This is a genomic window from Acinetobacter sp. YH12137 (genome assembly GCF_013418535.1).
Classification (GTDB): domain Bacteria; phylum Pseudomonadota; class Gammaproteobacteria; order Pseudomonadales; family Moraxellaceae; genus Acinetobacter.
In genome coordinates this window covers 93,930-111,648 of the sequence record NZ_VPBW01000004.1, presented here as the reverse complement: position 1 = coordinate 111,648, position 17,719 = coordinate 93,930, and the positions used below count along the sequence as shown (strand labels likewise).

Annotated in this window: 16 protein-coding genes; all 16 read right to left on the bottom strand. The window is 43.3% G+C overall.

The features are described from left to right. The 16 genes from FTU72_RS03720 to ilvC all read right to left on the bottom strand — a co-directional run bounded on the left by FTU72_RS03720 (position 1) and on the right by ilvC (position 17,697). A complete protein-coding gene (locus FTU72_RS03720) occupies positions 1-648 on the bottom strand; it encodes a 4'-phosphopantetheinyl transferase superfamily protein (protein WP_180052463.1) in 648 nt (215 codons plus the stop codon). Between the two features lie 92 nt (positions 649-740). Beyond that, positions 741-1,436 (bottom strand): hypothetical protein, encoded by a 696-nt coding sequence (locus FTU72_RS03715; RefSeq protein ID WP_180031520.1) that lies wholly within the window; start codon positions 1,434-1,436, stop codon positions 741-743. 21 nt (positions 1,437-1,457) lie between these two features. After that, a complete protein-coding gene (locus FTU72_RS03710) occupies positions 1,458-3,518 on the bottom strand; it encodes a hypothetical protein (RefSeq protein ID WP_180052462.1) in 2,061 nt (686 codons plus the stop codon). Then, positions 3,509-5,017 carry a hypothetical protein gene (locus FTU72_RS03705; protein ID WP_180052461.1) on the bottom strand — a complete coding sequence of 503 codons (1,509 nt, stop codon included), beginning with the start codon at positions 5,015-5,017 and terminating at the stop codon, positions 3,509-3,511. Before FTU72_RS03705 ends, FTU72_RS03710 begins: the two co-directional genes overlap by 10 nt. 262 nt (positions 5,018-5,279) lie before the next feature. Beyond that, positions 5,280-6,692, bottom strand: coding sequence for a ribosome biogenesis GTPase Der (gene der / locus FTU72_RS03700; RefSeq protein ID WP_004782108.1), 1,413 nt, complete (start codon positions 6,690-6,692; stop codon positions 5,280-5,282). A 176-nt stretch (positions 6,693-6,868) separates the two neighbouring features. Further along, positions 6,869-8,017 (bottom strand): outer membrane protein assembly factor BamB, encoded by a 1,149-nt coding sequence (gene bamB, locus FTU72_RS03695; RefSeq protein ID WP_034703513.1) that lies wholly within the window; start codon positions 8,015-8,017, stop codon positions 6,869-6,871. Then, on the bottom strand, positions 8,014-8,712 hold the full coding sequence (locus FTU72_RS03690; RefSeq protein WP_005232125.1) for a tetratricopeptide repeat protein: 699 nt from the start codon (positions 8,710-8,712) through the stop codon (positions 8,014-8,016). The genes bamB and FTU72_RS03690 overlap by 4 nt, the downstream gene beginning before the upstream one ends. A 30-nt stretch (positions 8,713-8,742) precedes the next feature. Further along, entirely contained in the window at positions 8,743-10,038 is a 1,296-nt protein-coding gene (hisS, locus tag FTU72_RS03685; RefSeq protein WP_180052460.1) for a histidine--tRNA ligase, read from the bottom strand. A gap of 3 nt (positions 10,039-10,041) precedes the next feature. Further along, entirely contained in the window at positions 10,042-11,163 is a 1,122-nt protein-coding gene (gene ispG / locus FTU72_RS03680) for a flavodoxin-dependent (E)-4-hydroxy-3-methylbut-2-enyl-diphosphate synthase (protein ID WP_004782104.1), read from the bottom strand. Positions 11,164-11,186: 23 nt separating this feature from the next. Then, positions 11,187-11,972, bottom strand: a complete 786-nt coding sequence (locus FTU72_RS03675; RefSeq protein WP_179992375.1) for a helix-turn-helix domain-containing protein — start codon at positions 11,970-11,972, stop codon at positions 11,187-11,189. After that, positions 11,963-12,736, bottom strand: coding sequence for a type IV pilus biogenesis/stability protein PilW (gene pilW / locus FTU72_RS03670; protein ID WP_373685615.1), 774 nt, complete (start codon positions 12,734-12,736; stop codon positions 11,963-11,965). Before pilW ends, FTU72_RS03675 begins: the two co-directional genes overlap by 10 nt. A gap of 41 nt (positions 12,737-12,777) precedes the next feature. Then, entirely contained in the window at positions 12,778-14,013 is a 1,236-nt protein-coding gene (rlmN, locus tag FTU72_RS03665; protein WP_180052458.1) for a 23S rRNA (adenine(2503)-C(2))-methyltransferase RlmN, read from the bottom strand. 121 nt (positions 14,014-14,134) lie between these two features. Further along, on the bottom strand, positions 14,135-14,566 hold the full coding sequence (gene ndk / locus FTU72_RS03660; protein WP_004782097.1) for a nucleoside-diphosphate kinase: 432 nt from the start codon (positions 14,564-14,566) through the stop codon (positions 14,135-14,137). 110 nt (positions 14,567-14,676) lie between these two features. Next, the gene (iscX, locus tag FTU72_RS03655) at positions 14,677-14,877 is read right to left on the bottom strand and encodes a Fe-S cluster assembly protein IscX (protein WP_005232138.1); all 201 of its coding nucleotides are present in this window, start codon (positions 14,875-14,877) and stop codon (positions 14,677-14,679) included. An 88-nt stretch (positions 14,878-14,965) separates the two neighbouring features. After that, the gene (locus FTU72_RS03650; protein WP_004782094.1) at positions 14,966-15,517 is read right to left on the bottom strand and encodes a phosphatase PAP2 family protein; all 552 of its coding nucleotides are present in this window, start codon (positions 15,515-15,517) and stop codon (positions 14,966-14,968) included. A gap of 1,163 nt (positions 15,518-16,680) precedes the next feature. After that, positions 16,681-17,697, bottom strand: a complete 1,017-nt coding sequence (ilvC, locus tag FTU72_RS03645) for a ketol-acid reductoisomerase (RefSeq protein ID WP_004782092.1) — start codon at positions 17,695-17,697, stop codon at positions 16,681-16,683. Between the last annotated feature and the right edge of the window lie 22 nt (positions 17,698-17,719).

Sequence of the window (17,719 nt, the reverse complement as noted above, 5' to 3'; positions counted from 1 at the left end):
TCAAACAGCTTGATGAATCTGAATCGTTGGAAATCTTAGGCCTTTACAAGAATACTCGCTTTGCCAGGCCACAGTGAGCATGCAACCCGCTAAAATATAGTTTTGATAGGCATAAATTCCAATTTCTGGATGTTCACAACGTCCCCCATCCTGATATGGATGAATCTGGGTATTCAGCTCATTCAGGTTCATCCGGATTCCAAGTCCTGAGGCTTTTAGGACCGCCTCTTTGGTGGTCCAGACTTTAAACCAGTATTCAGGATCGTAATCTAATGCCTGCCACTGTTTCAGCTCTTCAGGATGAAAAGCGTGTTGGGCTAGGGCTTCAAAACGTACATTTCGATTAAGTTCTTCAATGTCAATTCCCAAATTCTGAATATGTTTGCTTGTTGCTAATGCATAAAAATTCTGGCTATGCGTATGATTAAAGCCAAAGTCTGGATGGGCTGGAAGATAGGGTTTGCCATATTCAGTGGCAGCAAAATCTGAAGACTGGACCGGTTGATTGAGTTGATCTGAAAGTAACTGATTACGATGAGTATAAATCGCAAGTTTACGCTGCTTAATTTGCTCTACTCGTGATTGATGAGGATCTGTGAAAAAGAACTGATCAATTTTTTGCAGATAAATTTGAATATTACGCGACAATGCAAAACTCTTAAAAACAGATCGACATCTGCATTTTACGTCGCCAGACAAAAAAAGAAAGCCTGTTCGAAAACAGGCTAATCTCATACTTATTAGATAGAATCTGAAATATCAACTGGTTTTGCTACTGCAGATTCTGGTGCTTTAAAGTTTAAGCCCGCTTTTTTCATCAGCTGTGGATATTCAACCAGTGCCATCGTCGAGTTTTTGGCAATACCCGTAACATCACTCAGTAAACCTTTAGCATCCATCAGTGACATACCACTATTAGAAAGACTCATTGGATTAGTCAGCAATTGCATCGATACCTGCTTACTATTCACGACCAGTTCACGTGCAGATAAACCTGCAATCGCAAAGTTGGTCAGTGAATTTACCAAAAGTTGTTTCTGACTCGCACTTAATGCATTAATACGTTCAAGTGTTGCAGCTTCATCTTTTTTCGACGCTTCTAAAACTTCATCGGTCAGTTTGGTAATTTCTTTCTGGATTGCTGCTTTTTCTTTCACATCAGAAGTTGTTTTCAAGCTATTTAACTTGGTTTTTAATTCTTCGCTGTCCTTACGTTCAGCAAATAAGGTTGCCAGTGCAGTACGGCTCTGAGTAAACATAGCATTGGTAGCTTGAGCCTGTTTCAAAAAACCAGCCAAATCAAGATTTTGTGTAGATGTCCCAGTGGTGGTTTCAACTACTTTTGAAGCCAGACTGCTCAATGTTCCAAGACCTGCATGAGCTTGTGATGTTAATACAGCACTACCTACAATTAATATGCTTGCGATTTTTTTCATAATGTTTCCCCTCATAATTCCTTATTGAACTGCATCGGCCTTTTGCACGATCTGATTTAAAATTTTTGGTAATGCCTTGAACATCTGAATGTTGTACATTTCATGACGATGGGTGATATCAATACCCTTTAAATTGACTTCCTGTTGCAAGCCAACAGCTCCCACACGTTCCTGTTTTGCATTAAAACGGCGTGCTCCTCCAGCCAGTACCAAAGTGGCATCACAACTGGATTTGTCCACATTACATTTGATAGAGTCTTCTTTGACTTGGATCTTGAATGCCGGTTGTAAGCATTCGTCTTTTGGCACATACAAGTCTAATTTAAGCTGTTTTTTAAAGCCGGCATTTTCGGTCATTCTGGCAATCGACGTTTGTAAACTGGTCTGGCCTTTGAATCCTGAGCCAGTCGCATAAAATGGACGTTTAGACTGACTGGTAAATGCGTGATAAATCAGTGGCCCAAATCCATAAAATGGAATTTCACCTACTTGATCGGTATGTAGACTTGGACACAATACCCGTGCAAGTTTTGAGTCACCGACAGCCGCATGACTATCTACCAAAATACTGTCACCCGAACGTACTGGCAGACGGTCATTTCCACTTACAGGGAAATCCAACTGTGCTTTAACTTTAGCCCCTTGACGCTCAATTACTGTAGCTTCCCAAGTTGGAATTAATACTTCACGCTGGGCAACTTTTTCACGATTATAGACATGAATTTTCATTCCTGTAGTTAAACGTTCGCCGGCATCCTGAATCGTAATGGTTTCGCTACCGCCACTCGATACCTGCAAATCTGAACGGGTAAACTGAATCCCTTTCTGGAATTGCTGGCCCAATTTTACCAAGGCATTTTTAAGTGCAACTTCTTTACGCGTATCTAGTGAAAAACCCATACCTTGAGAAATAGTTTCATTAATTTCATCAGTGGCATGTGCGGAATAAATCACACGTCCTGAACGGTCGATCATTTCGGCAAACACTTCACTATGAACTACTTGCTGCTGGGTCATCTTTCCGACTTGCTGCTGATAACCAATCACAGGAATCACATTTATACGAATGAAAAATTCAGGCAGTTCACGCTGCAGCTGAGTTTCCTGATTGCTCAAACCTGTCTGCTCACTGATACTCTGTGCCAATGTGCTATAACGTTTATTCACCGGTGTAAGGGTGAATGAGGCATTTTCCCCAATTGCATCAGAAAAAATCTGTTCAATCAGATCCTTTGACTCACCTTGATAGGTCAAGACATCAACAACTAAAGTTTTAGGCTTATTCAATGCCTGACGGGTATTGGCTGAAATCTTGCTGAACTGGCTAGCACTACCACTCATCAATACAGGCAATGCCACTGCATAATCGCTGTCAGCATGCACCACCCGAATCAGATCTCCTGACTCTGAACTCAACTCATCATCTTTAGCAATACCCTGATTAAAGCCTTTGTCCAAAACCAGATAGGATTTCCAGCGATCAATTACCTTGGTCTGCACCTCAGATACTTTGAATTTCTTTTGGAGATCCTGAGCCAGTTGCTGAGTCAGAGTCAGCAAACTGCTTTGAAATTTCTGTTGAACTGCCTGACGGGTTGCAGCTGTTTCAATATCGTTTGCTAAGACCTGAATTGGCTGTGACAGAGTTGCACTATCGGTATAAATCACTTCCCCAGACAGGACATTGGTTAGCTTTAAACTTAAGGTAACAGGCAAAAAAATCTCGGCTGTAGATTCTTTTTGCACTACATATTCACTGGCGCGCAAAACTTCCAGCGAAGCCACATAAGATCGATGTTTATTCTGCTGAGAAATAGAGGCAACTACCTGATCTTGCAGAGCCTGTTTCAACTGCTGCTCGAAGGTTCGTGCAACCTGTTGACGAAGCGCTTCGTTCGATACTGCCTTGCTAAAGTCAAAGGAAATCGACGAAGCATTTGCTTCTATATGGTCTGCTGATTGACGGCAAGGCAGTTCCAGCCCGTAAATTCCCTTAGCCGGAAAAACCTGAATATTCGCTTGCGCACTGACAGCACCCATGAGTGCTACAGCAAGCGCGACTTTTTTAAAGCTTATTTGCATTGGGTACCACCAATACATAAAGTGATGGTATTCCCTGCCTGCAAGCGTTCGGCATTAGATAGAACAGGATTCACACGACGCAGCGCTTTTGCAAGTTCGGCACTTAGAGGCTTTTCACTCTTATAAGTCATGGTCATTTCAACCAATTTGCCATCTTGGGTACGGATATCGATATTTTCAGCACCGTCCATTTCATCTAAAGCTACATAGAGGTCATCCCCCAAACGGCTAGAGACACTGCCCGATATGCTCTTCACAAAGAGAGTAATTTCTTTACCATACATGCTGCGGTTTTTCGAATAAGCCAGAATTTGTGGACCAACTTCAGTCAAAGTCATTTCACCCAATTTACGGGCAACATTGGTCCGGCAAGAATCTGTCGTTGCCGCTGTAGAGGATTCAGTACGAGTATCACCGCCCATCAGCGTGCCATCATCAACTGAATAAATTTTATAGCTGATTGCACCATCACACACGAATTGGCCCGTTGCACCTGAACGGCCACGATCAAAAATATGAGAGCTACCAACCATGAACCAGTCCGCTTTTTCCTGACGAGCAGCAGCTGCGAGTTTGGCCAGTTCTGCATCACTCAGTAATTGCTGAATGCTCATACTGCGCCCTTTTAAATAACGGCTACGGAACAGATCCGAATCCATTAAACGCAGGTCATATTTAGATGCCGAACTAGCAATCGCATTCAGTGTCTGGTTTTCTCGTTCTGGCTTTGTAGATGGTGTTTGATATTCCACATATTTCACAAAGCTTTGGATGTCATTCTGGCGCTCAGACTGGCTATAACGTGCTGACTCACTAGCGTTATAACTTGCTGAAGATGCAGATTTGCCTGAATTGTTATGACTGGATGAACGTGCTGCGACGCCTACGCCTGCACCATAGTAATTGTCATAAGCATAACCTGCTGCAGCCGATGACTTTCCTTTCGAGGAATAAGATGAACTTTCACTTGCTTTGGCACTTTCTTTCGCGTCATAGCTGGCTTTTTCATCATAGGCATAGCTTTTATCAGAGAAGTACGAAGTAAATTCTTTAACCGGTTTTGAATTGTCACGTGGTACACCGAAATACTCATCCATCACAATCATGATCGGACTGGTTCGGCTAGCCTTTTTAGATAGCCCCAGATCATTTAAGATCTGACGAAATTCCTGATCATCCATTTCAATTGAAATAGAAGTCACTAGCTCTTTGTTGCCATTAGTTTGGCTACCACGATTAAATACGTAGCTATTGTCAACCTGTTTCACAATATCTGCCAGATGCGGCTGGGCATCTTGCATGGCTTGGGGACCATTAATTTTCTTGATTAAAGCAATGACCGCATCAGTTTTTGCATTATTCAATGCTTGATTACGTGTAGCTACCGGATCTTTTTTATTAATAGGGCTACTACCCTCACCATTTACTTTGATCAGTTCAGCGCACGCAAGGCTTGGTAAGCCCACCATACAGATTAAGGCCAATGCTGTTTTTTTCATGTTCCCCTCACACTGCCAAAATCCAGGCAATTATTTATTGTGATCTTTTTCAGTCAATTTTCATTCTTGTGAATGAGTTAACAATTTTATACAAATATAGTACATATAACATTAACATTTAATTTATTTTTATACTAAATGATTAGAATTAAACAAATATTTAATTTTTTCTAAATTTACAATTTAATTTTACTAATATATTTTTATTTTCTTAGATATAAAAAAGCCTGCTTTCGCAGGCTTTTTTATTTAACTATGACAATTAACCGCGTTTAAATTTCTTCTCGGCTTTCTTGAATTTCTGTACATAACGACGGCGACGCGCAGCAGTACGTTCGTCCAGTTGTGACTTACGACCTTCAAATGGGTTTTCTGAAGTTTTAAATTCAATTTTTACTGGTGTACCTTCAAGCTTGTACACTTTACGGAATACGTTTTCCAAGTAACGGCGATAATCTGCAGGTGTCTTATCTACTTTATTACCATGAACCACGATAGTCGGTGGATTCTGTCCGCCCATATGCGCATAACGCATCTTAATACGACGACCTTGTACAGTAGGCGGTTGGTGCGCTTCAGTGGCATCATTCAGGATCTGAGTCAGCTTCGCTGGTGATACTTTCAGATGTGAAGAATCATAAGCACGGTGAATCGACGGATACATCTCACCGACCCCTGTACCATGTAACGCAGAAATCAGGTGGATTTTCGCCCAAGGAATAAAGTCAAAACGACGTTCCACATCGAGCTTACATTGTTTACGATCATATTCAGACATGTTGTCCCATTTATTGATCGCAATCACCATAGCACGGCCAGCTTCCAGCGCATAACCGATCAGGTGCAAGTCCTGCTCTACAATGCCTTCACGGGCATCCACCACGATCACCACTACGTGCGCATCTTTCATCGCCTGCAAGGTTTTCACGATTGAGAATTTCTCAATCATTTCATCCACTTTACCTTTACGGCGTACCCCAGCGGTATCAATCAAGGTGTATTGACGACCATCACGCTCAAAAGGAATATAGATTGAGTCACGCGTCGTTCCTGGCTGGTCAAACGCTACAACACGCTCTTCACCCAATAGACGGTTTACTAGTGTCGATTTACCTACGTTTGGACGACCAATAATTGCAAGACGTAGACCAGTATTCTTGTCATGTTCTTCTGGACTTTCATCTTCAGGCACATCTTCAAGTACTTCTTCCAGCATTTGCTGTACGCCACGGCCGTGGCTAGCAGCCACTTGCATAGGCTCGCCCATACCGAGTTTATAAAACTCGACTAGAGCAGCTTCAGCATGTACGCCATCAACTTTGTTAGCTACAAGGAAAACTTTCTTGCCCAAAGTACGCAGTTCACGAGCAATCTGTTCATCAGATGCCAGAAGTCCGGCACGTGCATCGACCACAAAAATGATCATGTCGGCTTCATGAATCGCGGTTTTAGACTGCTCAGCCATGTAGGAGTCAATACCACCTTCATTTTCACCGATACCGCCAGTATCCACGACAATGAAAGATTTGTTTTGATAGATCGCATCGCCATATTTACGGTCGCGTGTCAGACCAGCAAAGTCTGCCACCAATGCGTCACGGCTCTTGGTTATCTGGTTAAACAGAGTTGATTTTCCGACGTTCGGACGACCAATGAGCGCAATTACGGGTTTCATAGATTAACCTTTATTCAATATCAGGCTGTCTAACAATGGCCTGAACATCAGAAAGTTTTGGAAGAAAAAGGGAATAGGATTAAAGCCTAAAATAAATAAAAACACGGGGCATTGAACATTCAATCACCCCGCGTAAAAAATACGGTTGGCTTATTTTAGCATAAGCCAAACAAAAATTAACGATTCTGCCAGATGCTTAATGCACCCTTGCGTGTAGAAACATAGAGCTGGTTGTCAATTACGCGTAAATGACGCACTTCACCAGAAGTTTTAGCACGGCCAATAATCTGCCCTGTTGATGGATCCAGCAGGTGCAATACTCCGTCCAGATCACCTACGACAAGCTCAGTTCCGAGCATTACCGGATTGCTCAGCTGACGATTCAACAACTGATCATTTTCCCATAAAGGCTGACCAGTGGTAATTTCATAAGCACTGATTTTACCATCAGTTTGGGCAACGAAGACGCCATTGCCCACCACTTCCGGACGCTGGATACTGCTGGCATCTTCGCTCCAGATCACCTGTTGTGAAGCCAGATCAAATACAGTCACCTGACCTTGATAGCTGGTGGTCACAATAAACTGACCTGCTACGACAGGATCACCGTCAATATCGATCAAACGCTGAATGTCCGAACGACCATCCGAGATTGCAACACGGCGCTGCAATTTAGGCACACCACTTAAGGCATCGATTGCATAAATATAAGCATTTGAAGTCGCAATCAATACATTACGCGCATCTAAAGGCACCGGAGCCGCCATGCCACGCAGGCTAAACTGGACATTCGGTAAATCATAGGTCCAGACCTGAGCGCCTGAGGCCACTTCGTGAGCATATACAGTACCGTCATTAGTGACAGTAATTACGCGACCTGCATGAATCAAAGAAGGCGCCAAGATGGCACCAGTCAATTGTGCAGTCCAGCGTTGTTCGCCAGTCTGCTGATCCAGTGCAATCAATTGGCCTTTGTTGCTGCCAACCACCACGATCCCATCAGCGGCTTCAACGCCAGAGCTTAAAGTATCTTTGCTGACTTTTTTCTGCCACAGGCGCTGCTTGCCACTAAAAGCAGTGACTTCACCCTTAGGGTCGATCGCAAATACGACTCCGTTATCCGCATCCAGACGTAAACGTAGCGGATCAGCCTTCTCTGTTGAAGAAACACTGGTCGAAAATACAGGAACAAGTGTTTTAGTCTGACTGATTTTTGGAAGTGGATTCGGTTTTACTTCTGGTACTTTATTGGTCTTACCCGCACAGCCAGCGAGTGCAAGAGTTAAAACAGTTAAAGCACAGGTGATTTTATATGTTCTGTTCATTCAGCTTCTTCCACTTGTGTTTCTATAATTGGGCGTTCGATTTCCGGGTCATCGACCAACACGCCTACGCTTTCGAGCTTAATTTGTAAAATTTGACGTTCTTCTTTACGTTCAATCAAAGCATCCCATGCACTTTGATATACTTTTTTGGCATTTTCAATATCATTTTTGGCAACATAGATATCGCCACGTGCTTCATCGGCGGTTGCTTTAAATGCAGGTTCAGTCACTGCATCCAAAGTTTTCAGGGCTGCATCATATTTTTTCTGTGCTAATTGTGCATAAGCCAGACGCAATTTAACGACCTGAACCAGGCCTTTATCATCAACTTTAGAGTTTTCAACTTTTTGTAATGCTTTCTCAGCGGCAGCGTAATCCTGCTTGTCATAAGCCAGTTTCGCCATGACCAACTGGGTTTGAATCGCTTGAGCTGAATCTGGCGCTTCTTTGACAATCTTGTCTGCAGTTTCAGATAGCTTGGCAAAAGCATCACCATCTGCAGCCTGTGCTTCATCCATCAGTTGCTGAACCTTGGCAGTCTGCATTTGCGATTCCGCCAGGTTTTTCTTCTGCCAATATTCCCATCCGAAAAAGGCAATCAGCGCAACCAGAATCCCGATAATGATCGAAGAACCATACTTCTTCGTGAAGGATTTTAAACTTTCAAGTTGTTCATCATCAGTCATTGCGCTCATGCGATTACCTTTTTCCTAATGTTTTATCGATTATTTTGAAGAAATTTTAGTACTGAAAAATGCGACAAAGTCTGCAAATGGCACAGTAGATTGCTCTGCAGTCGCCAGCTCTTTCACCGTAAAGCTTTGTGCTTCAAGTTCACGCTCACCGATAATGGCCGCATATAAAGCACCGGCTTGATCGGCTTTTTTCATTTGCGACTTCATTGAACCTTGTGAGCCGACTTTCAGACGAATATTACTGCCTGCAGCTTCCAATTGATCACGAATCTGTTCGGCCAATACCAGTGCTTTACCTTGAGAAGCAGGATCGGCAACCAGGAATACTTCGCAATCACGTACTGGCGTATTATCTTCAACCTGTTCCAGTAGAAGCAATAAACGCTCCATCCCCATCGCGAAACCAACTGCAGGCACAGATTGATCCGCTTTGCCTTTCAATTGACCGACCAAGCCATCATAACGACCACCGGCACACACAGTACCTTGTGAACCTAAATGAGTCGTAGTCCATTCAAATACGGTTTTGTTGTAGTAGTCCAGACCACGTACCAGTTTCTGATTGATGACAAAGCTGATACCGGCATCTGACAAATACTGTTGCAACTGGTTAAAGTGTGCCAGTGTTTCTTCACCCATAAAGTCATGAAGTTTTGGCGCATTTTCTAGGATACTTTGAGTTTTGGCATCTTTCGAATCCAAAATACGCAGTGGATTAGTCGTCAGACGGCGCTGAGAATCTTCATCCAGATCCGCTTTATGCGCTTGTAGGAAGTCTACCAGCGCCGCACGATACGCTGCACGTTCATCAGACTCGCCCAAAGTATTTAGCTCCAACTGCACCTTGTCAGCCACACCCATACGTTTCCATAGACGTGCTGTCATCAGGATCAATTCTGCATCTTGATCAGGCGTTGCCACACCAAATGTTTCCACGCCAAACTGGTGGAACTGACGATAACGGCCTTTTTGCGGTTTTTCATAACGGAACATCGGTCCGATATACCAGACTTTCGGGGTCGCACCACGAAGCAGGTTATGTTCCAGCATCGCACGTACACAGCCCGCTGTTCCTTCAGGACGTAAAGTCAGAGACTCAGGCGGATTACCTTTGTCTAGGAAGGTGTACATTTCTTTTTCAACGATATCTGTGGCATCACCAATCGAACGTTTAAACAGATTAGTCTGTTCAACTATCGGCAAACGGATCTGTTGATAGCCATAGGCATCCATCAGACCTGACAGATGCTGTTCAAGACGTCTCCAAGCTGGGGTTTGCGTTGGGAGAATGTCATTAAAACCTTTGATTGCGACGATTGAACTCATGATCTACTCAGAAAAACTTGTGCGAATAATTTCTTTTGATTTGGCTTCTTCAAGCTCGGAAACACGTTGACGAACCATTGATTCGATTTCATCAACCAGTTGATTGGTATCGATTAAATGGCTCTTTTCACCATTACGATACACCAGTGAGCGCGGACTTGCACCTACTACACCAATATCGGCTTCTTTGGCTTCACCCGGACCATTCACTTTACAGCCAATCACAGACACATCCATCGGAACACGGACATCTTCCAGACGTTCTTCCAGGGTCTGCATCACTTTAATCACGTTAAATTCCTGACGTGAACAGCTTGGGCAGGCAATAAAGTTAATTCCGTTAGAACGAAGACCCAGCGATTTCAGGATATCAAAACCAATCTTGATTTCTTCTTCAGGCTCGGCTGCCAGAGAAATACGCATGGTATCGCCAATGCCTTCCATCAGCAGACCGCCCAAAGCAATCGCTGATTTTACTGAACCGGTACGATACACACCCGCTTCCGTCACACCCAAGTGCAATGGATTATCAATCTGTTTAGACAGCAGACGATAAGCATCCATCGTCAAAAACACGTTTGATGCTTTGACCGATACTTTGAATTCATGGAAATTCAGACGATCCAGAATGTCGATATGACGCATTGCAGATTCCAGTAATGCTTCACCTGTTGGCTCGCCATATTTTTTCTGGATATCTTTTTCCAGTGAACCGGCATTCACGCCAATCCGCATGGAAATGTCGTTATGACGTGCTGCTGCCACGACTTCACGAATCTTGGCTTCTGAACCGATATTCCCCGGGTTGATACGCAGACAGTCTGCACCCAGATCAGCAACAGCCAGCGCAATTTTATAGTCGAAGTGAATATCTGCAACCAGTGGTACGTCAACTTGCTTACGGATTTCACCAAATGCAGCCGCTGCTTCCATACTCGGCACAGAGACACGCATGATGTCCGCACCTGCATCCACACAACGCTGAATTTGTGCAACAGTTGCTGCGACATCACAGGTTTCAGTATTGGTCATTGACTGAACAGTGATCGGTGCATCACCACCGACATAGACAGAACCGACACGGATTTTACGTGTTGGACGGCGCTGAATTGGATTTACGATCATGATTTCGCCCTATCTGCTCACCATTAACGTGATAAACGGAAATCTGCTTTTCCGTTAACCGTATAAGGTGACAATGCAATACTTTCATTATTTAAACTGAGTGATACTGCTGTCGCATCATCCAGTCGGATCTGGAATGGCGCTTCACCGCTCAGCTCTATAGTAGACGCTTGACGGCCAGTGGCCAGCACGTTACCGCCTGCATCTACAATATGCACAGAGGTTGGACGGCTAAAATCAAGCTTAAGCTGATCACCGGACATGGCAGCACCGGCATCCAGATTCAAAATCTCAACATCAGAAGAAGTGTCAGCAACTTCAGCATTATTTGAACTGCTTTCTGACCAGTTCTGGATCATGGCGACCAGTGCACCCAAGATCAGTACTACGACCAGCGCAATCAGACCGCGTTTTAACCATTTGCGGTTACGATCACGCTTTGATCCTGGCAATTTACCCATGATCTTGATTGGAGAATCTTTCAGAGCATGCGTTGCAACCATACCGGTATCATTGGCATAAATTTCATCAAAACGCTGAATCAGGCTAGAAGCATCGACACCGAGATATTTGGCATAGGTGCGGTAATAACCCTTAATAAAAGTCGCTTCAGGCAAGGATTTATAATCATCCTTTTCCAAGGCATTCAGGGTTTTTACCGGAATATTGAGTTCTTTGGCAACGTCTTCAAGCTCACGTTGCTGATTAATACGAATCTTGCGTAAGTACTCGCCTGGACGCTGAACATTTCCTAACGCGTTTGGAGCTACGCTCGAATTATTCGAATCTGAATTAGGATTTACTTCCATACGGCCTCAGTACTGTACTGTAATTGCAAATAACGTTGGTATTCCGGGCTTTCAGGGAACAATGCACGTAATTGATTCACCAATACCTGCATGCCTAACTGATCGCCACTGGCACGCGCAGTGCGAATGCCAATCCAGAGCGCACGGGCACTCTGGTTTTTCTGCCCCACGCCACGTACAAACTGTTCATACATTTGAGTCGCGGCCGGGAACTGCTGGTTCAGATAAAAAATTTCTGCCAACTCTAACATTGATATATACGAAGCGCGATTAGCCTGTAGTGCCTGTTTGAATGATTTTTCAGCATTCGCCAGATCCCCCTGTTTCAGGTAAATCCGCCCCATATTTTCAAGGGCACGAAATCGCTGGTCATAACCTAAAGTTGCGCCAGCAATTTCGAACTGCTCAATCGCATCTTTATAGCGCTCAAGCTGATATAAATAGGTGCCGTAGTTATTTCGTGCCTGGGCATTCTTTGGATCTGCCGAAATTGCACGCTTGAAATAACCTTCGGCTTTTTCAAGATTAGGTTTACTGCCTTCCTGCTGAAGCAGCACCCCCATCATCATATTGGCTTGCGAATCACGCGGATTAGTTTCCAGTGCCTGATCCAGCGCACGTTTGGCTGAATCTAGATCACCGTTTTTAAGATATTCAACCGCCAACTGAGTACGAACCTTGGTGGCTTTTTCCGGATCCTTCTGACCCAGATCTGGCGTTTGACACGCAGTTAAAACCAAAGACCCACATACTACTGCAACCAAAGCAAGTTTAGATGTCAGACTACTCAATTGGCGACCTCTTGTTATCCTTGTGAGCGCATAATCTCATTGGACTGCGCAATTTTCTTTTTCCACTGTTCCGCACGACGGGTACGGTCAGCAACTTGTCCTACCAGTTGTCCACACGCAGCGTCGATATCATCACCACGTGTCTGACGAATCGTACACACAAAACCGGCATCAGACAAAGTTTTTTGGAAAGAAATAATCCGGTTACGGCTTGAACGGCCATATGGCGCATGCGGGAACGGGTTAAATGGAATCAGGTTAATCTTGCTTGGCAGATCTTTAAGCAGCTTGATCATCTGCTGGGCATGTTCAGGTTTGTCATTTACGCCATCCAGCATTACATATTCGATAGTCACGTGCTTACGCGCACTTTCATTACCATCTTTAGTGATGTAGCGCTGACAAGCGGCAATAAGCTGCTCTAGCGGATATTTTTTGTTGATTGGTACCAGCTCATTACGCAGCTCGTCATTGGTTGCGTGTAATGAAATCGCCAAAGCCACATCAATATCTTGCGCCAACTGGTCAATTTTCGGCACGACACCAGACGTTGAAAGCGTTACGCGGCGTTTAGACATGCCATAAGCAAAATCATCCAGCATAATGCGCATAGAGTTTAATACAGCATCATAGTTCAGCAATGGCTCGCCCATGCCCATCATCACCACATTGGTCACTGAACGCTCGCGCTCAGCCACAGGCACTTCTTCCATATAGGAGTAATTTGCCATCCATAACTGACCAATGATTTCAGCTTGAGTCAGGTCACGCTGGAAACCTTGCTTACCGGTTGAACAGAATGAACAGTCCAGGGCACAGCCCACTTGTGAAGAAATACACAGGGTCTTACGTGAGCCGGTTTTGTCTTCTGCCGGAATCAGGACAGTTTCAACCAGAGAGCCATCACCCTCACCGACACGGAACACCCATTTACGGGTACCGTCTTTGGAATAGTTTTTATGCACCACTTCTGGCGCTTTAATTTCACAAATCTTTTCCAGTTTTTCACGCAGCTTGCCCGAGATATTGGTCATCTCGGCAAAATCAGTCACGAAATACTGATGAATCCATTTCATCACCTGACCGGCACGGAACTTCTTCTCGCCCATATCTTCGAAGAATTTTTCCATTTGCGGACGTGACATGCCTAGTAAGTTCACTTTTTCCACAGAATTTTGCTGTGCAGGAGTGGACGGAGATTGTTGCTGTGCATCAGAAACTGCTGATGTAGCGACCACTTCAGTACTCATGTGTATACCTAAACCATGTCTAAAGATGAAAGGAGAAGCTCAATATCTGAGCAAAGAATTATTCAGAGAATAAAAAAACCAGATAAGTATAATAACACTTATCTGGTTTGAATACTGCGTATTAACGAGTACGTGGAGCAATCTCAGTTTGCGCGAAGAAGTAGTTAATTTCGCGGTCAGCAGATGCTACAGAGTCAGAACCGTGAGCAGCGTTTTCGTCGATGCTTACAGCGAAGTCTGCACGGATTGTACCAGGAGCGGCTTCTTTAGGGTTAGTCGCGCCAAGGATGTCACGGTGAGCAAGAACAGCGTTTTCGCCTTCAAGAACTGAAACAACAACTGGACCAGAAGTCATGAATGCAACTAGGTCACCGAAGAAACCACGTTCTTTGTGCTCAGCATAGAAGCCTTCAGCTTCAGCTTGAGTCAGGTGTTTCATTTTAGTCGCAACGATTTTAAGACCTGCTTTTTCGAAACGAGCAAAGATGTCACCGATGTGGTTTTTAGCAACTGCGTCTGGTTTTACGATAGATAATGTACGTTCAATAGCCATGATTGGCTCCTTAAGTCAATTGTTGACATGAAAATTTGCCGCATTATACCGAATAATGGACTTTTTTCTGCCTTTAAACTGTAAAAAAATTGCTTTTTTCAAACTGGCAATTAACGTGCTTCGTCAATCCATGCCATTTGAATGGCTTCCAGAAGCCCTTCGGTTGATTTGGTCGGATCATCTTCAAAGTCTGGCAGTGCGCATACCCAGGCATGCAGGTCGGTAAAGCGAACCCATTGCGGATCCACGTCTGGATGCGCTTCATATAATTCAATCGCGATATCGAGGGTATCTGTCCAACGTAAACCCATGTCTATTCCTAAGCCTATTTACTGTGATGTAGTACTTTAGCAAATCTGCAAAATTCTGCGAGTCTTTGCCGGATCATCTCGTGATTTTTTACAACATGATATTAAAAAAAGGTGCCGTAAATACAATCATGGTGGCCACCAGCGCGCCCAATATGGCTCCTACCGCCACATCACTTGGATAATGCAAGCCTAAAACCATTCGGGAGATCGCGACCAGAATGGCAAATGGCAACATTAAAAACAGCAAAAAAGGTACGATATAGCCCAGCACAATGGTCACCATCACTGCATGCAAGGTATGTCCCGAAGGAAAACTAAAATGATCCAGCGGATGCTCACAGAGCCGAATCACCTGATGCACCTGATAAGGACGTGGCCGTACTGTTTTGGTTTTTAATAGTTTATAAATCAGGGTTCCGACCATACTGCCAAACACCAGATAAACAATCTGTAAGGTATACATCAGGCCCTGAATCAGCCAGACGGCAATGAGCATCAAATACCAGAATACGCCATTGCCCAACCGGCTAATGATTTTAAAAAAAGCTGCAATGCGTTCTGAATGTGAAAAATGATTAAGATAAATACAGCCTTTTAAATCAATTTCTAAAAATTTTAGTTTTGCATTCTGAAATTTCATTGTAGAGCTCTTATTGTTTTATGCCCTGTATTTCAGGTTTTGCACGACTGAAAAATAGAGCTTGTTCAAATTGACACATGAGATAATCGCTATTCACCTTTTTAGTTTGTTAATGTCCGCATCCTTCTGTAATCGTTATAAATCGCTTAATTCAGACATCTAAAGATGAATTCTTACTACTATCCCAACCCAATCAGCCAACTTTTCCGATCATGTTGCAGCTGTAAACAAGTACATCCATGATCATTAGCGATCACTGCTCCACCGCTGGCCATCGCCTCCTGCACTATATTTTCTAACCTTTCAATCCGACCTATCTGAACTGTTAATAGATGATTTATGTATACTGGCATTCATTGAAATACGTCTGGATCACTACATTCAATTCATTCTTTGAGAATACTAGCCTTTAACAAAACCTGAGAAGGATCGAATGTGTTTTGAGTATAGTGCAGTTATAGCGCACAAGACTTTGGTGAAAATGTATCTGTAAGCCGCTTCTTGCCTTGCTCTTACTCAAAATTCGGCTATTTCCAAGCATTTAAAAGTTAATGAGATATAACTATCTATACTTTTAAGTATGGGGCTCGGGTGTGACTGTTTTATGAATTGATTTATGGGAGCTTAGCATTTCTTACATTATCAAACTTGCTGATGCTTTATGTCTGTTCCATCTACCTTTTCAATTTCTTTACTATACTTATGCTCAACCAATAACCGATTAAATACCTGATCCATGCCAATGAATTCAACTTGTAAAATAGTTGCCATTTTTGAATATGATTTATTTTTTGAGATAACATTTTATCTTCAAATCCCCAGTCAACCAACAAAGCTGCTCCAAGCAATAAAATTAAAATTAAGACAGCTAACCACAAACTTAATGAAAGCCAACTACCCCCACAATACATCACGATAAATAATTGTTTGGATTTGCTGCCATGAAGTTTTGGTATTTTTTAATTCGAATGCATATTGCTCAAACTCTTGATCACCTGCTCCTACTTCAATCCAAGCATAGATATGATTTTCTATATTAAAAATTCAGTTCGATCTTTCATCTTATCTTTTTATATTTATTTAAATTAAATTATTATTCGACTATATAAAAAAACCCACTCTAGTGAGTGGGTTTTCGCATTCAAATCAAATGATTCAAGAAATTAGTTTTTCTCTTTATCAACGATTTTGTTTGCTTGAATCCATGGCATCATCGCACGCAGTTTAGCACCAGTTTGTTCGATACCGTGTGCAGCATTTTGACGACGACGAGCAGTCATAGATGGGTAGTTCAACGCACCTTCTTGGATGAACATCTTCGCATATTCACCAGATTGGATACGTTTAAGCGCATTACGCATTGCTTCACGAGACTGTTCGTTGATAACTTCAGGACCAGTTACGTATTCACCGTACTCAGCGTTGTTAGATACTGAGTAGTTCATGTCAGCGATACCACCTTCGAACATCAAGTCAACGATCAGTTTAAGTTCGTGTAAACATTCGAAGTAAGCCATTTCAGGTGCATAACCAGCTTCAACCAGAGTTTCAAAGCCCATTTTAACCAGTTCAACAGCACCACCACAAAGAACCGCTTGCTCACCGAACAGGTCAGTTTCAGTTTCTTCACGGAAAGAAGTTTCGATGATACCAGTACGGCCGCCACCTACGCCTGAAGCGTAAGAAAGCGCAACGTTACGTGCATTACCAGAAGCATCTTGGTGGATCGCGATTAAGTCAGGAACACCTGAACCACGTTGGTATTCAGAACGTACAGTGTGACCAGGAGCTTTAGGCGCAACCATGATTACGTCTAGGTCTTTACGTGGAACAACTTGGTTGTAAAGAACAGAGAAACCGTGAGCAAATGCTAGAGTCGCGCCTTCTTTGATGTTTGGCTCGATCACGTCGCGGTAAAGTTGAGCTTGGAACTCATCTGGAGTCAAGATCATGACTACGTCAGCTTGAGCTACAGCAGCAGGAACTTCAGCAACTTTAAGACCAGCGTTTTCAGCTTTTTTCCAAGAAGTAGAATTCGCGCGTAGACCAACAGTTACGTCAACGCCAGAATCTTTAAGGTTAAGCGCGTGTGCGTGACCTTGTGAACCATAACCAATGATTGCTACTTTCTTAGATTGGATAATAGATAAGTCGCAGTCTTTATCGTAAAAAATTTGCATTGCTGTCTCCGCTTAAATGCTT